We start from the raw sequence: 16,698 nt of genomic DNA, 5'->3' as shown, positions 1-16,698 counted from the left end.
TGCTTGTTTCACCAATTTTTTATAAGCTATTTGTTTTTGGGGTCACTAAATTAAGCTATAACATTTTATTTTATTATTCATTATAGCTCTTTCTATATTTAAATTTGTTTGTTACCTACTATTGATTCTTTTTAAGCACCTCTAATGGCTTTTAGTATCTGTCGTTGCCAAGTTCTTCTTCCATCATTTATATAGGGTATATTGTCTATGGTTTCTGCTGATGCTGTTCTTAGTTTCTTCTTTACTACCTTTTTTTCTAACTCTATTATTCTATTTTCCTTTTGCCTTTCTCATTTTTTCTTACTTAGTAATTCGTATATATCACTACCATTTGCTTTATATACTCTTAAGCGAGCCATTTGATCTGCTCCTACCAAACTCCAACCTAATGGCCTTGAGCTTAATCTAGAGGATAATATATGGCTTATATGACCTTCTGCACTACAACCTATGTATTCTTCCTCATAACCCCTCATTATTGAGTCCCAATGGTTTAATATATATCTTTTACTGTCCTTCACTGCTTCTTTCTTGGTCTGTGATTCTGTTTCTTCTATTATGAAGTTTAGTAATTCTTTTACATGGTCTTTATTACGGTTATTTATATAGCTCTATAATACTTCTATTGTATGAGGCATATGTGCTGTTGCTTTTCTTACATACTTGGATAAATGAAAGTAATCTAGTACGTGTTTACTTCCTTTAATCCAGTTTAGCCCTTCTTTTATCCAGCTTGCTCCATCTCCTGAGATATATATCTTTTCTACCTTATCCATTTCATATGCTTCTTCTAGATAATTAGCAACTTCTAGCCATAATTCTTCACTATTTTTTAATGCGCCTGTAAAGTATCTTTTATTTATTAATTCATATCTTCCTTTTGATTTGTATTTCTTGCCTTCATGGACATAGATTAATTTTATTTTTTTATTTTTCCCATTTTGCAATGCTACATGGTCTTCGTCTGCTTCTATATAGATTGTTTTTACTTGTTTCTTTTTAGTTGGCAATTTCGCTTCGTCATTTTCTACTTCTCCTAGCTTTCTTATGGTGTTCATTACTGTTTGTTTTGTTACTTGTACATTACTTGAGGCTCTTTTACCTGATTTCTCATAGGATGTTTCTATAGCTTCTTTTATTAATTCCGATTCGTATGAAAGATCCATTCTTTCATATGGATATATTCCTACTAGTTCATCTGAAAGATATCTATAGCTGCCATCTTTTTTACTTTTGTAATATGTCCTTAGATAATTTACTTCTCCAAATATTGTAATTAAAGTTTTTTCATCATTTCTTCTTTGTATGTAATATTCCTTTTTCCTACTACTAGATTCTCTTATTATTTCATCTAGCATCTCTAAGGCTTCTTTTACTATCATTGTTCCTATTTCATCCAATGATTTTTTAGTATTTATTATGAATCTTGATATATCCCTGCTATTTAACATCAAATCCTCTATATTATTATTGAAATCTCTAGTGATTTTTTCTATAATTTCGTGTATAATTGTATTTATAAGAATAGCCTCCTTTATTATGATTTTTGTTTTTGACACTTCTATCATAACATATGGGGCTATTCTTTTTTGTGTTTTTTCCTACAATTATTTTACACTAACTCTGGCTTAACAGGAATAGTATAAAATCTATCAGAACAATTTAAAGCTTCTGCAAATAAACGTATTAGTTTTGACTTACCAGTACCGCTGATACCTGCTAGAATAACAAAAGGCTTTGTCTTCAATGATAAATAAAAGTTACATAAATCCTCATATGTATAGAAATATCCTTTAGATAATATATATTTATAAGTATTTGATAACTGTTCTTTAACTGTAAGTTTTTCTCTAAACTTTTCCATTTGTTTTCCTTCTTCTGTATTATATTTAGTGGTTACAAATTTATTATAATACTCATCATAAATAATTAACATATTCTTTAAATCTTCTATTAACTCTTCCTCACTAATTAAATCATTTTTTAATTCTTCTTTAGAATACATTTTATAAAAAATACTGCCAACTTCATAATTTTCGTTACCTATAATCAAATTATTATTTGTTAAAAACCCTCTAGAGTCTATTTGGCTCCTTATTTGATTCCTTATATACATTAATTCTTCTTTTACTCTTTGAGCTTTATTTCGCTTACCTTTGTATTTATTTTCTATACTGGTACTTCCCTGGTTAAGAGTTAAATATACTCTTTCCATATCCTTAGAAAATAAATAAACTATGTAAACCCCTTCCTGAGCACTAGTGGTAATATTTTTATTAAAAAGTGCAATCCAAGGATGGTAAGTCCAATATCCACGTCCACAGGACCCTTCTATCTTAATATCTTCTCTTTTAAATATTCCATTTAAATAATCTACAACTGTATAGTTAATTAAATTGTAAATTCTACTTTCTTTACCACAGGAAAAATTCATCTTTTCTTGAATGTAATTGTCCATAATATCTATAAATATTTCCTTCAAGGACACAATATCATCTCCATTATTTATTCCACTACCAATAACAAAAATTATATTTTTGTAGCCGTAGTCTTTACTATATTACACAATAACTAATTTAAATTAATAATATTACTACCAAATTTATTGGATAACTCTTTTAAATAGTTAGTTTTACCACTATTGCTTTGACCAATTATCAAAAATAATTTATGGTAATTGTAAGGCATTTCCTTTATTTTACATATTGTATTATTATCTAACATAATATCCGCCCTTGTCATAATATTTTCTTAATACTATATTATATAGTATATAGTAGATTCTATAAAATTTCCAAAAACCCTCTTAAAAAACACAAAAATTACTAAATTCCAAAACCAAATCTAAAAATACAGTGTATGCTTTCAAAAATATTATTTAATATAACAAAAAATGATGGCATAAATTTCAATTTGCCATCCACTATAGTTACAATTCTATATTTTATTTAAATTTAATATCAGTAACAACTCTCGCACTAATTTACAAGCTAAAGCTGTAGAGATCCCACTTAAATCATAAGGTGGTGATAATTCTACAATATCCAGTCCCACTATATTTAATTTAGAAAGCTTATTAATTGCAAATAATAATTCCTTAAATGAAACCCCACCTGCTTCTGGTGTTCCTGTAGCTGGAAATTCAGAAGGATCTAATACATCTAAATCTATGGTTAGATATATTGGTTTATCTTTTAGTTCTTCTTCTAATTTTTCAATCCCTTCAAAATTAAATTTATTCGTATAAAGATGCCCTTTACTCCAATAAAACTCAGTTCTATCTCCACTTCTTATTCCAAACTGAAATATTTTATTATCACCAACAATTTCCCAGCATCTTCTCATAACTGTTCCATGAGATAACTTTTCTCCTATATATTCATCTCTTAAATCCATATGGGCATCAAAATGGATTATATGAAGTTTGGGATAATATTTAGATATAGACCTTACTGCTCCTAATGTTACTAGATGTTCTCCTCCTATCATAAATGGAATTTTATTATCTTCTATTAGCTTTGCTACATAATCTTCAATTATTCCAATTACTCTTTCAGTATTTCCAAAAGGTAGTTCTAAATCTCCTCCATCAAATATTTTAAAATCCGTTAAATCCAAATCTAAGTAGGGACTATAGGTTTCTATTCCATAACTTTCATTTCTCATATGGGAACTAGCAAATCTAGTTCCTGGTCTGTAGGATGTGGTACCATCAAAAGGTGCACCAAATATAACTATTTCACTTTCTTCATATTCATCATCACAACCAATAAATGTTTGAATATTTCTATTCATATTCACTGTCCAACAGCTCCTTAACATAATTAGGAATAGCAAAACTACCTTTATGAAGTTCCGTATTATAGTATTTTGTTTTCAAACCTAAACTATTCCACTTATTTTCTTCTAAATCCTCAATAGGATCAAAAGTTTTAGATGCAAATCCAAATAGCCAATGACCTGATGGATAAGTAGGAATATGAGCTTGATATACTTTACATATAGGGAAAAACTCCTTTATTCTTCTATGGGCTCTTATCATTGAATTTGCATAATTAGAATAATAAGGGCTTTCATGTTGATTCACTAGAATACCATTTTCCTTTAATGCTTTGTAACAATTCCCATAAAATTCCTTAGTAAACAAACCTTCACCTGGACCAAAAGGATCTGTAGAGTCTACTATTATTAAATCATATTCATCTTTTTGCTTACGTACAAACTTCAATCCATCTTCAAAGAATATTTGTACCCTTAAATCATCTAATTTACCTGCAGTTTGTGGAATATAAGTTTTACAAATTTTCACCACTTCTTCGTCTATTTCAACCATATCTATTTTTTTAATGGTTTGATATCGAGTTAGTTCACGAACAGTACCTCCATCTCCGCCCCCTATAACTAATACCCTTTCTATATTTGGATTTGTAGCCATAGGTACATGAACTATCATATCATGGTAAATAAATTCATCTTTTTCTGTTAACATCATAAGCCCATCTAATGTTAAAATTTTTCCAAATTCCTTTGAATAAAAAACATCTATCCTTTGAAATTCACTTTCACCACTATATAATACTTTATCTACCTTTATTGAAAACCGAACATCCTCTGTGTGCTCTTCAGTATACCAAAGTTCCATTTTATCCCTCCACCACATAAATATTTTCTATATTCATATCTTGAGTTCCTGTTAATAAGGAACCTTTTTCTTTTGCATAATATATATAATCCAACACATCTTGTGTAATCCTCTCTCCTGGAGCTAAAATTGGGATACCTGGAGGATAAGCCATAATAAATTCTGTAGAAATTTCTCCTATACTGTTGCTATCTAAAGGCATAGGTTTTTTATTGCTATAAAATGCCTTTTGAGGAGGTAAAACAACTTCTGGATTTATATATTCAGATTCAAGCATTCCAGCTTTATCTTTTGAATAAAGTCTTTTTATTTCAGACAAGGCAGATATTAATCTTTCTATCTCTAATATTCTATCTCCAGCAGATATAATGGCAAGTATATTACCTATATCACCAAATTCTATTTGAATACCATATTCATCCCTTAATATATCATATACTTCTATACCAGCTAAACCTATATTCAATGTATTTATAGATAGTTTAGTTTCATCAAAGTCAAATACCCTATCCCCGTCTATAAGTTCTTTTGAAAAAGCATTATATCCCCCTAGATTATTTATCTCTTCCCTAGCATATTCAGCTAAATTTACAGTTTTCTTAAATATTTCTTTTCCATTAATACTTAAATTCTTTCTTGCTAAATCAAGGGATACCAATAATAAATAAGAGGCACTAGTAGTTTGCGTTAAATTTATTATTTGCCTAACATAATTAGAATTTACATTTTCTCCGCATAATAAAAATGAACTTTGAGTTAAAGACCCTCCAGTTTTGTGTATACTAACTGCAGCCATATCTGCACCTGCTTTCATTGCAGATATAGGCATATTTTCCCCAAAATAAAAATGAGTTCCATGGGCTTCATCTACTAATACCAACATATTGTTTTCATGAGCCACTTCTACAATTCTTTTTAAATTGGAACATATTCCATAATAGGTTGGATTATTAACCAATACTGCTTTAGCATCTTTGTTTTTTAAAATTGCTTCTTCTACATCAGAAAAACGCATTCCTAAAGAAATACCTAATTCTTTATCAACTCCAGGATCTACATAAACTGGGATTGCTCCACATATTACTAGTGCATTAATTGCACTTCTGTGTACATTTCTAGGCATTATAATTTTATCTCCTGCTTTACAAGTAGACATTATCATAGCTTGCACTGCAGCTGTAGTCCCATTGACTATGAAAAAAGTATTCTTTGCACCAAAAGCTTCTGAAGCAATTTTTTCTGCCTCCCTAATAACTGATGTAGGATGACTTAAATTGTCTAGAGGCTTCATAGAGTTTACATCAGCCGAAAGACAATCCTGTCCTAAAAAATTCGTTAATTCTTTATTGCCCCTTCCCCCTTTATGCCCTGGTACATCAAATCTAACTATTCTATCTTCTTTATATTTTTTGAGGGCTTCAAATATAGGTGCTCTTTGTTGTGAAATATTATTCATTATTAACACCTCATAACTAATAAATATTCATACCACTAAATATTTCAATCATCTCTCTTCTAAGACTATTTATAATCTCAAGCCTCTGCTTTGGTGAAAATTCGTGCACATCCTTATTAAACAAATAATCTTGAAGCTCTATTTCTTTAATTAACATTTTTGTATGAAATATATTTGATTGATAAACATTTACATCTATAGCATCATATTTTTCAAGTGTATCCTTGTCTATATAATCTTGAATTGAACTAATATCATGATCTATAAAATATTTTTTACCCTTTACATCCCTAGTAAAACCTCGAACTCTATAGTCAATTGTAATAATATCTGAATCAAAACTCCCTATTAGATAATTTAACGCATTAAGGGGAGATATGGTACCACAGGTTGATACATCTATATCAACTCTAAAGGTTGATATAGCATTATCTGGATGGTATTCAGGGTAGGTGTGCACCGTCACATGACTTTTATCCAAATGCCCTACAACAGAATCTCTTTTAGCTAAAATATCTCCAATATTGCAGGATTTATCTATTAAATGAACAGGTAAAGCTTCTTCAGTAATAAGAATAGTAACAGAAGCTCCTTGTGGCTCATAGTCTTGCTTAGCAATATTAAGTATATGGGCACCAATCATCTCTGTTACATTACACAAAATATTCGTTAATCTTTCAGAATTGTATTGCTCATCAATATATTCTATATAGCCTTTTTGTTCTTTCTCACTTTTAGCATAGCAAATGTCATATATATTAAAGCTAAGAGTTTTTGTTAAATTGTTAAACCCATATAATGTTAATTTTTCTTTCAATCCTAAAATCCCACCTTCCCTATTAATAATTTTGATTTATTCTAGCATATATTTTACAAAAAAACAATATTTATTAATTTTAAAATTTAAACAATTAAATTATAATAAATTTAGTTTTCCCTTTTAATTTAAAAATTTATTCAATCACATATAATAAAATACTAGATGAAACTTCACCTAGTATTTTATTTAATAACATATATAAAATTCTTTTATAATCCTTACATAATCTCCTATACAAATTAAATAATTGTATATACCTATACTCTTCAGTTATTTCTCATTGTTTTCTTCTATATATCCTAGTTTTTCTAATATAATTTTATATCCACCTGCTCCATAATTTAATGCTCTATTGATTCTACTTATGGTAGCAGTACTAGCCCCTGTTTCCTCTTCTATTTCATTATATGTCTTATTTAACGTTAGTAATTTAGCAACTTCCAACCTTTGTGCTATAGATTGAATTTCCTTTATAGTGCATATATCCTCAAAAAAGCGATAACATTCCTCTATGGTTTCTAACTGTAATACGGCTTCAAAAAAATCATCTATTTGTTCACTTTTCAATTTAGATTCATATTCTGCCACTAAAATCCCTCCTACATAATTTAACGTCAAGCATAAATTTTATAAAAAGTCTGGAGGAATTAACCTACCAGACTTCTCTTGTTCTAAAATAAACCTACTATCTCTCCATTCTCTAATATATCTATATTATTCGCAGCAGGAACTTTTGGAAGACCTGGCATAGTCATTATATTGCCAGTTAATGCAACTAAGAACCCAGCTCCTTTAGATACCTTTATATCTCTTACAGTAATTCTAAATCCTTTTGGTCTACCTAATATCGTTGGATCATCTGTTAAAGAATATTGAGTTTTTGCCATACATATTGGCATCTTATCAAATCCTAATTTTTCAATATTAGCTATTTGCTTTTCACAAGCTTTAGTGTAATCTACTGCATCTGCACCATAAATTTCCTTAGCTATTTTTTCAATTTTATCTTTTATAGAATCTTCTACATCATATAATGGAACAAAATTAGACTCTTTAGTTTCACATACCTTTACTACAGCTTCAGCTAATTCAATACCCCCTTCTCCACCTTTTGCCCAAACTTCTGATAATACTGCTTCTACGCCTAATTCTTTACATCTTTCAAGAACATAATTTAATTCTTTTTCAGTATCTGTTGGGAATTTATTAATAGCTACCACAGCAGGAACTCCAAATTTATTTATATTTTCTATATGTTTTTCTAAATTTGCAAATCCTTCTTTTAATGCTTCTAAATTTTCATCTCCTAATTTATCTTTACTAACTCCTCCATTATACTTTAATGCTCTTACTGTAGCTACTATTACTGCTGCATCTGGTTTCAAGTTGCCAAATCTACATTTAATATCAAAAAATTTTTCTGCTCCTAAATCTGCACCAAATCCTGCCTCTGTTACAGTATAATCTGCTAGTTTTAAAGCTATTTTTGTTGCTAATAAAGAGTTACAACCATGAGCAATATTAGCAAAAGGTCCACCATGAATTAATGCAGGAGTATTTTCCAATGTTTGCACAAGATTTGGTTGAATTGCATCCTTCATAAGTACCGCAACCGCACCTTCTGCATTTAAATCTTTAGCATATACAGGACTACCATCGTATCTATAAGCTACCACAATCTCACCAATTCTTTTTTTAAAGTCCTCTAAATCCTTTGATAAACAAAAAATTGCCATTATTTCTGAAGCGGCAGTTATATCAAATCCATCTTCTCTTGGCACACCATTTGTTCTTCCACCAAGCCCAATTACAATGTTCCTCAATGCTCTATCATTCATATCTAGTACCCTTTTCCACACAACTCTTCTAGGATCTATATTTAATTCATTACCTTGATGCATGTGATTATCTAATAAAGCAGCTATTAAATTGTGTGCAGTAGTTATTGCATGAAAATCTCCAGTAAAGTGAAGATTTATATCCTCCATTGGCACTACCTGTGAATATCCACCGCCTGCAGCTCCACCTTTTATACCAAAACTTGGTCCAAGGGATGGTTCTCTAAGGGTTGTTATGGCAGTTTTACCTATTTTATTTAGACCCATAGAAAGACCTATATTAATAGTTGTTTTACCTTCCCCAGCAGGAGTTGGATTTATTGCTGTTACTAAAACTAATTTACCTTCTTTTTTATCTTGTAATTTTTTAAGCACATCTAGTTTAATCTTCGCTTTATATTTACCATATTGTATTAAATCGTCTTCTTTTAACTCTAGCTTTTTTGCTACTTCAGTGATAGGTAACATCTTTGCTTCCTGAGCAATTTGAACATCTGTCTTCAAAATTATTCCTCCTTCTCATCTAATATTTATTTTAGAGTTAACTACATTCTAATTATATCATTAAATAGCATTATATATTATATAAAATAAATAAGATTTTTAAAAATAGTTTGTCATTTTAAATGAAGTTATGTCATGCTTTAAATTTAATATCAAAAACTAATGCTATGGTGAATACTATAAATACAATTGAATTTTCCAACATTATTGAATATGGTTCCCAATTCCCAAGGCTAATAGAGAAACCAGTCATGCTTTGCAATACATCTGAACTCGCCATAGGAATTGCATTTAATAAATATTTTACAGCCGGAAGTGAAACAAATTTACTCCCTATCATATAAAATACACTCAAGCTAACTCCCATACCAATAGCTACAGTTGTTTTCTTTGTTTTGAAAGAAACATATCCCATCAAAGTTGCCAAAGCAAGTATCCCAATAATCTCCGCCAATACCATAATCATAATACCTTGCCCTATAGAGAAGTTTCCAAAAGAAAAGAAAATAAACTAATCATCTTGAAACTACTCTTCAATGCTTTAAATCCTATGACAGAACTTGTCATCCCTATTGTTACAAAGGTGGCAATTAGTGTCAGCAAAATTCCATAAAGTATAACTGGTAGAATCCTAATCAGCATATTCTTTTTATAAGCTTTTGTAGTTTTTATAATTTCCATACTTCCATCCTCAAAGCTTTCTGAATAGGTTCCTGAGGCAAAAAAAGTAACTAAAAATAAAATGATTATAAAAATCACCTGTATATTGTCAAGAGCAGTATAATAAAGATAGTATCCAGGATATCGAACAAAGGGAGTCTTTACTTCATTGAGTTTGTCTAATGCAGTTTTCTGTTCCTCTATTGGAAGCTTGTTTTCTATTAAAAACTCAAATTTATTTCTCCAGCATTGATAAAACTCCGCTGCATACTCATCAGGATAATCTTCAATTCTATCTTCTGTATATAAAACTCCAGGATAATTATTAACAAGCCCACTAATAATAAGCACCTGTGATTTATAACGAAAATCTTCTGACTTTTCATCCCGAACCTTCTTTAACGCTAGAAGAAGATTTTCTTCTTTAATATCACCCTCATATATAGCTTCTTCTTGTAGGCTAAGGCTAATATCTTTTTGGTCACTTACTATAATTAAATTTAAACCTATAGTTATAATTATAATACCCAATAAAGAAAACAATACATATTTTGTACATAAACGGCGTTTCATTTCTAAAAGTAGCATCTTTCTACCTCCTAACATAATTCCATGAAGTTATCATTAAACTTATGAAAAATACTAATACGCTAACAAATAAATGAAAATTAAAAAATAGCATTGCCTTCCCAAAGATAGAAACTATTTGTACCATACCAAACCAAAGCCCTGCGAATGCCACACTACCTGGAAGAATGCAACTAATTGTTTTCATTATTGAAGAATTATCTGAAACTCCTTTCAAACACAATAAAAATCCACTAATAATCATCAACACGGCAATGCTCATTACTACCTGAGTCTTATTTGATTTGGATGAAATAAAAGTAGTAAATGCAGCAATTGTAACTACTCCAATTGTCCCAAATAGAGTCATCTTGCCAATTAAATCACCCAAGCTATAAGGTAGTATAGTTGCTCCACCACATACTTGGATTGATGTTTTAAGAGCATTGGCTGGAAGATAGTATTTCAAAATCCCAATATATGTCCCCATTCCCACAGTATATATTAACAATCCCATAATTATTGGAATAAACAATTTTGCAAATAATAGCTTTCTTCTTCCTCCACTTGTTGTAGATATTATCTCATCTAAGCCACATTCCTTATCTTTTGCAATAATTCCACTTGAAAAAAACCCCACCATTATTAATAAAACAAAACCAAATAACTGAATATGTTCAATGCCATCCCTCCATACTTCAAACCCACCATAGTATGTATATGGCTTTTCTATTTCATTCCACATTTTCAAAGCTAACTCTTTTTCTGCCTGATTTTTTGTATTTATATCAATTAATTTTTGATAATATAATTCTTCATTTTCATAAAAATGAGAACCAAAGTCTCTAGGAAACCATGAATCAAGATTGTCATCTCCAAACATCTTTTTTAATCGATAATCTTGCATAATTAAAGTATCAGCGTAAACTGCTAATTTCAACAGTTCATCATTCATTATAATATCGCTTTCACCATCTTTTTCTTTTATTGAGTCTAAAAATACTTCACAACTTCTTTGAAAATTATCTACAGTCATTTCCCCTGCATATATATTTCTATCCTTTGCAGCAGTTTCTATAGCCTCCATTCCTTTAAGCTCTTTGTAGCATCCAGTCATCATAAACCCTTCTGTTCGCCCACCTATAATGAACCACGCCCATAATCCTCCAAGAATAATAGCAATTAAAATGTATAATATGAACCTCTTTGCTCTCATTTGACGTTTCAATTCAGAAACAAATATATCCATTATTTCACCCCCTTTATCTTTGAAAGATAGAAATCATTTAAATTAGGTTTCACAAGTTTAGAATTTTTTAGTGGTGAATTTGCAATATATCGAATTCTTACATTGCCATCTCCTTCATTGTGAAAATTAACAATACGATACTTCTGTTCTAAAATATTCATTTCTTCATCTTTTACAACTGATTCAAAAACCATGCCATCAATAGAATTGATTAAGGTATTGCTTTCTCCTGTTTCAATAATTTCCCCACTTTCCATAAGTATTAGATAGTTTGCAATAAATTCAACATCTGACACAATATGAGTTGAAAGAATGACAATTTTTTCTTTACTTATTGTTGCTAAATACTGACGAAACCTTCTTCTTTCTTCAATATCTAGTCCTGCTGTTGGCTCATCAACAATAAGTATATCTGGATTATTGAGCATAGCCTGGCAAATACCTACTCTTCTTTTCATCCCACCAGAGAGTTTATCTATTTTTTTGTGCTTTACATCTGATAGATTAAATTGCTCCAGCAAATCCACAATACGTTTATGCCTTGTAACTTTGTCAATCCCCTTTAAACATCCTATATAATGTAGAAAATCTTCTACACTTTGATTCTTGTCATACCCAAAATGCTGAGGCAAATACCCTATCCTATCCAAATACTTATCACCTAAACTGGAAATTGTATGACCATCAAAATAGATTTCTCCTTTACTAGGCTTTAAATTACCTACCATCATTCTCATCAATGTTGTTTTTCCAGCACCATTAGGTCCTAAAAGCCCCCATATACCTTGAGTGAAATTTAAGTCAACATTATTTACAGCCTTTAAATCTTTAAATTGTTTTGTTACTTTATCAATCCTTAATTCCACATTGAACCCTCCTTAAAAATAAATAAACCTTTATCATATCATCAATATATCAATGATTTGACAAAGGTTTATTTATACTTTATATAGAATTTATAAAGATTTTATTAAGATTTAGGCAAATTGATAATAAATGTAGTATGACCATTTACACTTTCTGCATATAATTTCCCATCATGTTTTTCAACAATCTCTTTTGCAATTGCAAGTCCCAATCCTGAACCTGATGATTGACCCCTTGCTTTATCCCTACGATAAAATTTTTGAAATATTAATTCAAGCTCTTGACTGGAAGCATTAAATCTAAAATAACAAGATCAGGCTGTTTAGCCAATTGTTTCATAGCTTCAGCACCATTTTCCGCTTCCCAAACCTCATAAGATTCTCCTTCAAGATAGATTTTTAAAATATTTCTTATATCCGCATCATCTTCAATAATCAATATTTTCTCCACAGTCTCACCTTCTTTTAATTTCTCCCTAGTGGATAATTTATATTATATCATACGCTATATTTTATTTAAATAATTCCACAAGCTGAGATAGTGTCAAGTAAAGGCAATTTTAAATTTAACTAAAAAAATAAGGGACATGTGTCCCTTATTTTTTTGGTTTCCATACTTCCCATACCTTCCCAGCTAATTGAGGTGATGGTTTCAATGTGGAATCTCCCTCATGCCAACCAGAAGGTATTACTTCTCCTGTTTTTTGATGATGTTGATATGCTTTTATTTGTCTTAATAGTTCTTCTGGGTTTCTTCCTACAGGTGGTGTTAGTATTTCAGCAGCTTGTATTATACCATCTGGATCTATTATAAATCTACCCCTAACATTTACTCCTTCTTCCTCATCATATACATCAAATAATTTTCCAATCTTTCCACCTGGATCAGATACCATTGGATAAGGTATTCCTCCATCTACCATTTTAGATAATTCTGTTTCATCCCATACTTTGTGTGAATATACACTATCTACTGATACAGATAATACTTCAACATTTAAAGATTGTAATGTATCATAGCCAACGGCTATTTGAGTTAATTCTGTAGGTCAGACAAAAGTAAAATCTCCAGGATAAAAACATAATACTACCCATTTACCTCTATAATCTTCTAAATTAACATCTACTATTTTACCTTTATGATAAGCTTTTGCTTTAAAATTAGGTGTTTGTTTTCCAACTAACATCTTCATTCCTCCTTTGTTTATTCATTTTTTATTGAGCTAATTATAATTTACCCATAAAATTTTTCTATAAACAAAGGAGGACTATAGATTTTTTTTATATTTCACCAATATCCTCTCTATAATAAATTCCCTCAAAATTAATCTTTCTTATATTATCATAAACCTTGTTTTTAGCTTCTTCTAAAGTATCGCCTAATGCTGTTACTGAAATAACTCTACCACCATCGGTATATAACTTATCTCCTACTCTTTTGGTTCCATTATGAAATAATATTATATCTTCATCTATATCCTCTAATCCTTTTATCTCTTTTCCTGTTTCATATTTTCCTGGATATCCCTTTGATGTAGCTACTACAGTGATACATGGTTTTTTAGTCCATACTAAATCTTCTTCCCTTAGATTACCATCTATTGTTTTTTGAAAAATATTTATTATATCCGTTTCAAGTCGTGGAAGTAGCACTTCCGTTTCTGGATCTCCAAACCTACAGTTAAATTCCAATATTTTAGGACCTGCGTTAGTTAACATCAAACCTATGTAAAGAATCCCAGTATAATCAATTTGTTCTTGTTCCAAACCCCTTTCTATATGTAATAGTATTTCTCTTCTTATAACCCTTTGTAAATCCTTATCCTTCATTAAAGGATTAGGAGAAAAACAACCTACTCCTCCTGTATTAGGCCCCTTATCCCCATCAAATATTCGTTTATAATCCTTAGCTGATTCCATAGGAAATAATTTGCCTCCAGAAACAAAACATAATAAAGAAGCTTCAATGCCTTTTAAATATTCTTCTAATACTATAGTATTCCCTTGGGAGCCAAATGCCTTATCCACCATAATATGCTTTAAAGCTTCTATTCCTTCATTTTTAGTATTACATATAATTACACCCTTTCCAAAGCATAGTCCATCAGCTTTAATCACAACAGGATAATCAAACTCATCCAACCCTTCTATAGCTTTATCTACATTATCATAAACTTTGTACTTAGCTGTATGTATACCATATTTTTCCATGAACTGTTTAGAAAAAACCTTGCTTCCTTCTAGTTGAGCAGCTTTACCATTTGGTCCAAATATACGAAGTCCCTTAGCTTTAAACTTATCTACTATGCCTTTTACCAAAGGCTCCTCAGGACCCACTACAGTTAAATCTATAGATTCTTTTAAAGCAAAATCCACTAATTTATCTATTTCATTAGCACCTATGTCCACATTTTCTGCTATTTCATCTGTACCTCCATTTCCAGGAGCACAAAAAATTTTTGATACCCTTTTGCTTTGTGATATTTTCCAACATAAAGCATGTTCCCTACCACCACCACCTATGACCAATACTTTCATTATATCACCTCTTTTTCTTTAATATTAATGTTTAAAATGTCTTATGCCTGTAAACACCATTGCTATATCGTGCTTATTTGCTTCTTCTATAGATTCCTCATCTCTTATAGAACCTCCTGGTTGAATTATAGCAGTAACTCCTGCTTTTGCTAAAGCCTCAACTGAATCCTTAAATGGGAAAAATCCATCAGAAGCTAATACCGCACATTTAGCCTTATCGCCTGCCCTTTCAATAGCATTTTCTACAGCCCATATTCGATTTACTTCTCCTAAACCTATACCTATAGTAGCTTTATCTTTTACTAAAAGTACCCCATTGGATTTAACTCCTTTTACCGCTTTCCATCCAAACAACAAATCTTCCATTTCTTTATCTGTTGGTTTTCTGTTGGTTACTACTTTAAGTTCTTCTCCCAGTAATTTTGTATCTCTTTCTTGCAATAGTATTCCGCCTAAAACCTTTTTTACATCATAAGAATTATAATCTTTTTTCTCTATTTCAGGAACTTCAAGAACTCTTATATTCTTCTTAGAAGTTAAAATAGCCAATGCTTTCTTTGTATAGGATGGAGCCATAACTACTTCTATGAATATTTCATTTATTAACTTTGCTACTTCTTCATCGATCTTCCTATTTGCTGCTAATATCCCACCAAATATAGATATTGTATCACACTCATAAGCTTTTTTATAAGCTTCTAATAGGTTTTCACCACTACCTATACCACAGGGATTAGCATGTTTCACTGCTACTACTGTAGGTTCATCAAATTCTTTTAGTATTTCCAAAGCTCCATTACTATCATTAATATTGTTAAAAGACAATTCCTTTCCATGAAGTTTGATCGCCCCTGCAACAGTTCCTTCTAATTTATCTATTTCTTTATAAAAAGCTGCTTTTTGATGAGGATTTTCTCCATAGCGCAAATTTTGTTTATCTTTAAAAGCTAAAGTTAATATATCTGGAAACTCTACTGATTCCATTTTATTAAAATAGTTTGCTATTAAAGAATCATAATAAGCTGTCTGTTGAAAAACCTTCATAGCTAAATATCTTCTAGTTTCTAAACTAGTTTCTCCATTTTGTTGAATTTCATCTAATACCCGTTCATAGTCATTAGGATCTACTATCACTGTTACATATTCATAATTTTTAGCTGCTGCCCTTATCATGGAAGGACCACCTATATCTATGTTTTCTATTATCTCTTTATGACTTACCCCTTCCTTTTTTACAGTCTCTTCAAACGGATATAAATTATTTACTACCATATCTATAGAACCTATATTTAATTCCTTTAATTTATCTACATGTTCTATATTGTCCCGTTTATATAAAATTCCTCCATGAATATTAGGATGAAGAGTTTTTACTCTACCATCTAGTATTTCAGGAAATTTAGTCACTTCTGATATGTCTATTACATTTATTCCATTTTCATTTAATACCTTATACGTACCCCCTGTGGAAATTATCTCCCATCCTAATCTACTTAATTCCTTTGCAAATGAAACAATCCCTTCTTTATTGTAGACACTTATCAATGCCCTCTTCACA

General features: G+C 30.4%; 17 protein-coding genes and 1 pseudogene. All 18 read right to left on the bottom strand.

Going from position 1 to position 16,698, the window contains the following annotated elements; translation table 11 throughout:
- Positions 1 to 290: 290 nt before the first annotated feature.
- Positions 291 to 1,358 (bottom strand): annotated as a pseudogene (locus tag JL105_RS02205) (ISLre2 family transposase).
- Between the two features lie 254 nt (positions 1,359 to 1,612).
- Positions 1,613 to 2,488 carry an MrcB family domain-containing protein gene (locus JL105_RS02200; RefSeq protein WP_158279953.1) on the bottom strand — a complete coding sequence of 292 codons (876 nt, stop codon included), beginning with the start codon at positions 2,486 to 2,488 and terminating at the stop codon, positions 1,613 to 1,615.
- Positions 2,489 to 2,571: 83 nt separating this feature from the next.
- Entirely contained in the window at positions 2,572 to 2,724 is a 153-nt protein-coding gene (locus JL105_RS02195; protein ID WP_158279954.1) for a hypothetical protein, read from the bottom strand.
- A gap of 213 nt (positions 2,725 to 2,937) precedes the next feature.
- Complete coding sequence (speB, locus tag JL105_RS02190) at positions 2,938 to 3,795, bottom strand: agmatinase (protein WP_132025638.1); 858 nt, start codon at positions 3,793 to 3,795, stop codon at positions 2,938 to 2,940.
- Positions 3,788 to 4,642, bottom strand: a complete 855-nt coding sequence (gene speE, locus JL105_RS02185; protein ID WP_132025179.1) for a polyamine aminopropyltransferase — start codon at positions 4,640 to 4,642, stop codon at positions 3,788 to 3,790. The genes speB and speE overlap by 8 nt, the downstream gene beginning before the upstream one ends.
- A gap of 1 nt (position 4,643) precedes the next feature.
- Positions 4,644 to 6,098, bottom strand: coding sequence for an aminotransferase class I/II-fold pyridoxal phosphate-dependent enzyme (locus tag JL105_RS02180; protein ID WP_132025181.1), 1,455 nt, complete (start codon positions 6,096 to 6,098; stop codon positions 4,644 to 4,646).
- Positions 6,099 to 6,114: 16 nt separating this feature from the next.
- Positions 6,115 to 6,915, bottom strand: coding sequence for an adenosylmethionine decarboxylase (gene speD / locus JL105_RS02175; protein ID WP_202690575.1), 801 nt, complete (start codon positions 6,913 to 6,915; stop codon positions 6,115 to 6,117).
- A gap of 273 nt (positions 6,916 to 7,188) precedes the next feature.
- Positions 7,189 to 7,506 carry a YerC/YecD family TrpR-related protein gene (locus JL105_RS02170; RefSeq protein ID WP_132025185.1) on the bottom strand — a complete coding sequence of 106 codons (318 nt, stop codon included), beginning with the start codon at positions 7,504 to 7,506 and terminating at the stop codon, positions 7,189 to 7,191.
- A gap of 83 nt (positions 7,507 to 7,589) precedes the next feature.
- On the bottom strand, positions 7,590 to 9,260 hold the full coding sequence (locus tag JL105_RS02165; protein ID WP_132025187.1) for a formate--tetrahydrofolate ligase: 1,671 nt from the start codon (positions 9,258 to 9,260) through the stop codon (positions 7,590 to 7,592).
- Between the two features lie 133 nt (positions 9,261 to 9,393).
- On the bottom strand, positions 9,394 to 9,726 hold the full coding sequence (locus JL105_RS02160) for a hypothetical protein (protein ID WP_202690574.1): 333 nt from the start codon (positions 9,724 to 9,726) through the stop codon (positions 9,394 to 9,396).
- An 11-nt stretch (positions 9,727 to 9,737) separates the two neighbouring features.
- Positions 9,738 to 10,508: a hypothetical protein gene (locus JL105_RS02155; protein ID WP_202690573.1), complete on the bottom strand. Its 771-nt coding sequence runs from the start codon at positions 10,506 to 10,508 to the stop codon at positions 9,738 to 9,740.
- Between the two features lie 4 nt (positions 10,509 to 10,512).
- Entirely contained in the window at positions 10,513 to 11,736 is a 1,224-nt protein-coding gene (locus JL105_RS02150; protein WP_132025189.1) for an ABC transporter permease, read from the bottom strand.
- Positions 11,736 to 12,602 (bottom strand): ABC transporter ATP-binding protein, encoded by an 867-nt coding sequence (locus JL105_RS02145; RefSeq protein ID WP_132025191.1) that lies wholly within the window; start codon positions 12,600 to 12,602, stop codon positions 11,736 to 11,738. The genes JL105_RS02150 and JL105_RS02145 overlap by 1 nt, the downstream gene beginning before the upstream one ends.
- 104 nt (positions 12,603 to 12,706) lie before the next feature.
- The gene (locus tag JL105_RS02140) at positions 12,707 to 12,871 is read right to left on the bottom strand and encodes an ATP-binding protein (protein ID WP_202690641.1); all 165 of its coding nucleotides are present in this window, start codon (positions 12,869 to 12,871) and stop codon (positions 12,707 to 12,709) included.
- Positions 12,871 to 13,053, bottom strand: coding sequence for a response regulator transcription factor (locus JL105_RS02135; RefSeq protein ID WP_202690572.1), 183 nt, complete (start codon positions 13,051 to 13,053; stop codon positions 12,871 to 12,873). The genes JL105_RS02140 and JL105_RS02135 overlap by 1 nt, the downstream gene beginning before the upstream one ends.
- A gap of 145 nt (positions 13,054 to 13,198) precedes the next feature.
- Positions 13,199 to 13,789: a thioredoxin-dependent peroxiredoxin gene (prxU, locus tag JL105_RS02130; RefSeq protein ID WP_132025193.1), complete on the bottom strand. Its 591-nt coding sequence runs from the start codon at positions 13,787 to 13,789 to the stop codon at positions 13,199 to 13,201.
- Between the two features lie 94 nt (positions 13,790 to 13,883).
- Entirely contained in the window at positions 13,884 to 15,140 is a 1,257-nt protein-coding gene (gene purD, locus JL105_RS02120) for a phosphoribosylamine--glycine ligase (protein ID WP_132025195.1), read from the bottom strand.
- A 24-nt stretch (positions 15,141 to 15,164) separates the two neighbouring features.
- Positions 15,165 to 16,697: a bifunctional phosphoribosylaminoimidazolecarboxamide formyltransferase/IMP cyclohydrolase gene (purH, locus tag JL105_RS02115; RefSeq protein ID WP_132025197.1), complete on the bottom strand. Its 1,533-nt coding sequence runs from the start codon at positions 16,695 to 16,697 to the stop codon at positions 15,165 to 15,167.
- Position 16,698 lies beyond the last annotated feature (1 nt).

Source organism: Keratinibaculum paraultunense, from assembly GCF_016767175.1.
Classification (GTDB): Bacteria; Bacillota; Clostridia; order Tissierellales; family Tepidimicrobiaceae; genus Keratinibaculum; species Keratinibaculum paraultunense.
Note: the sequence above shows the minus strand (reverse complement) of the source record. Positions and strands in the feature narration are given on the sequence as shown.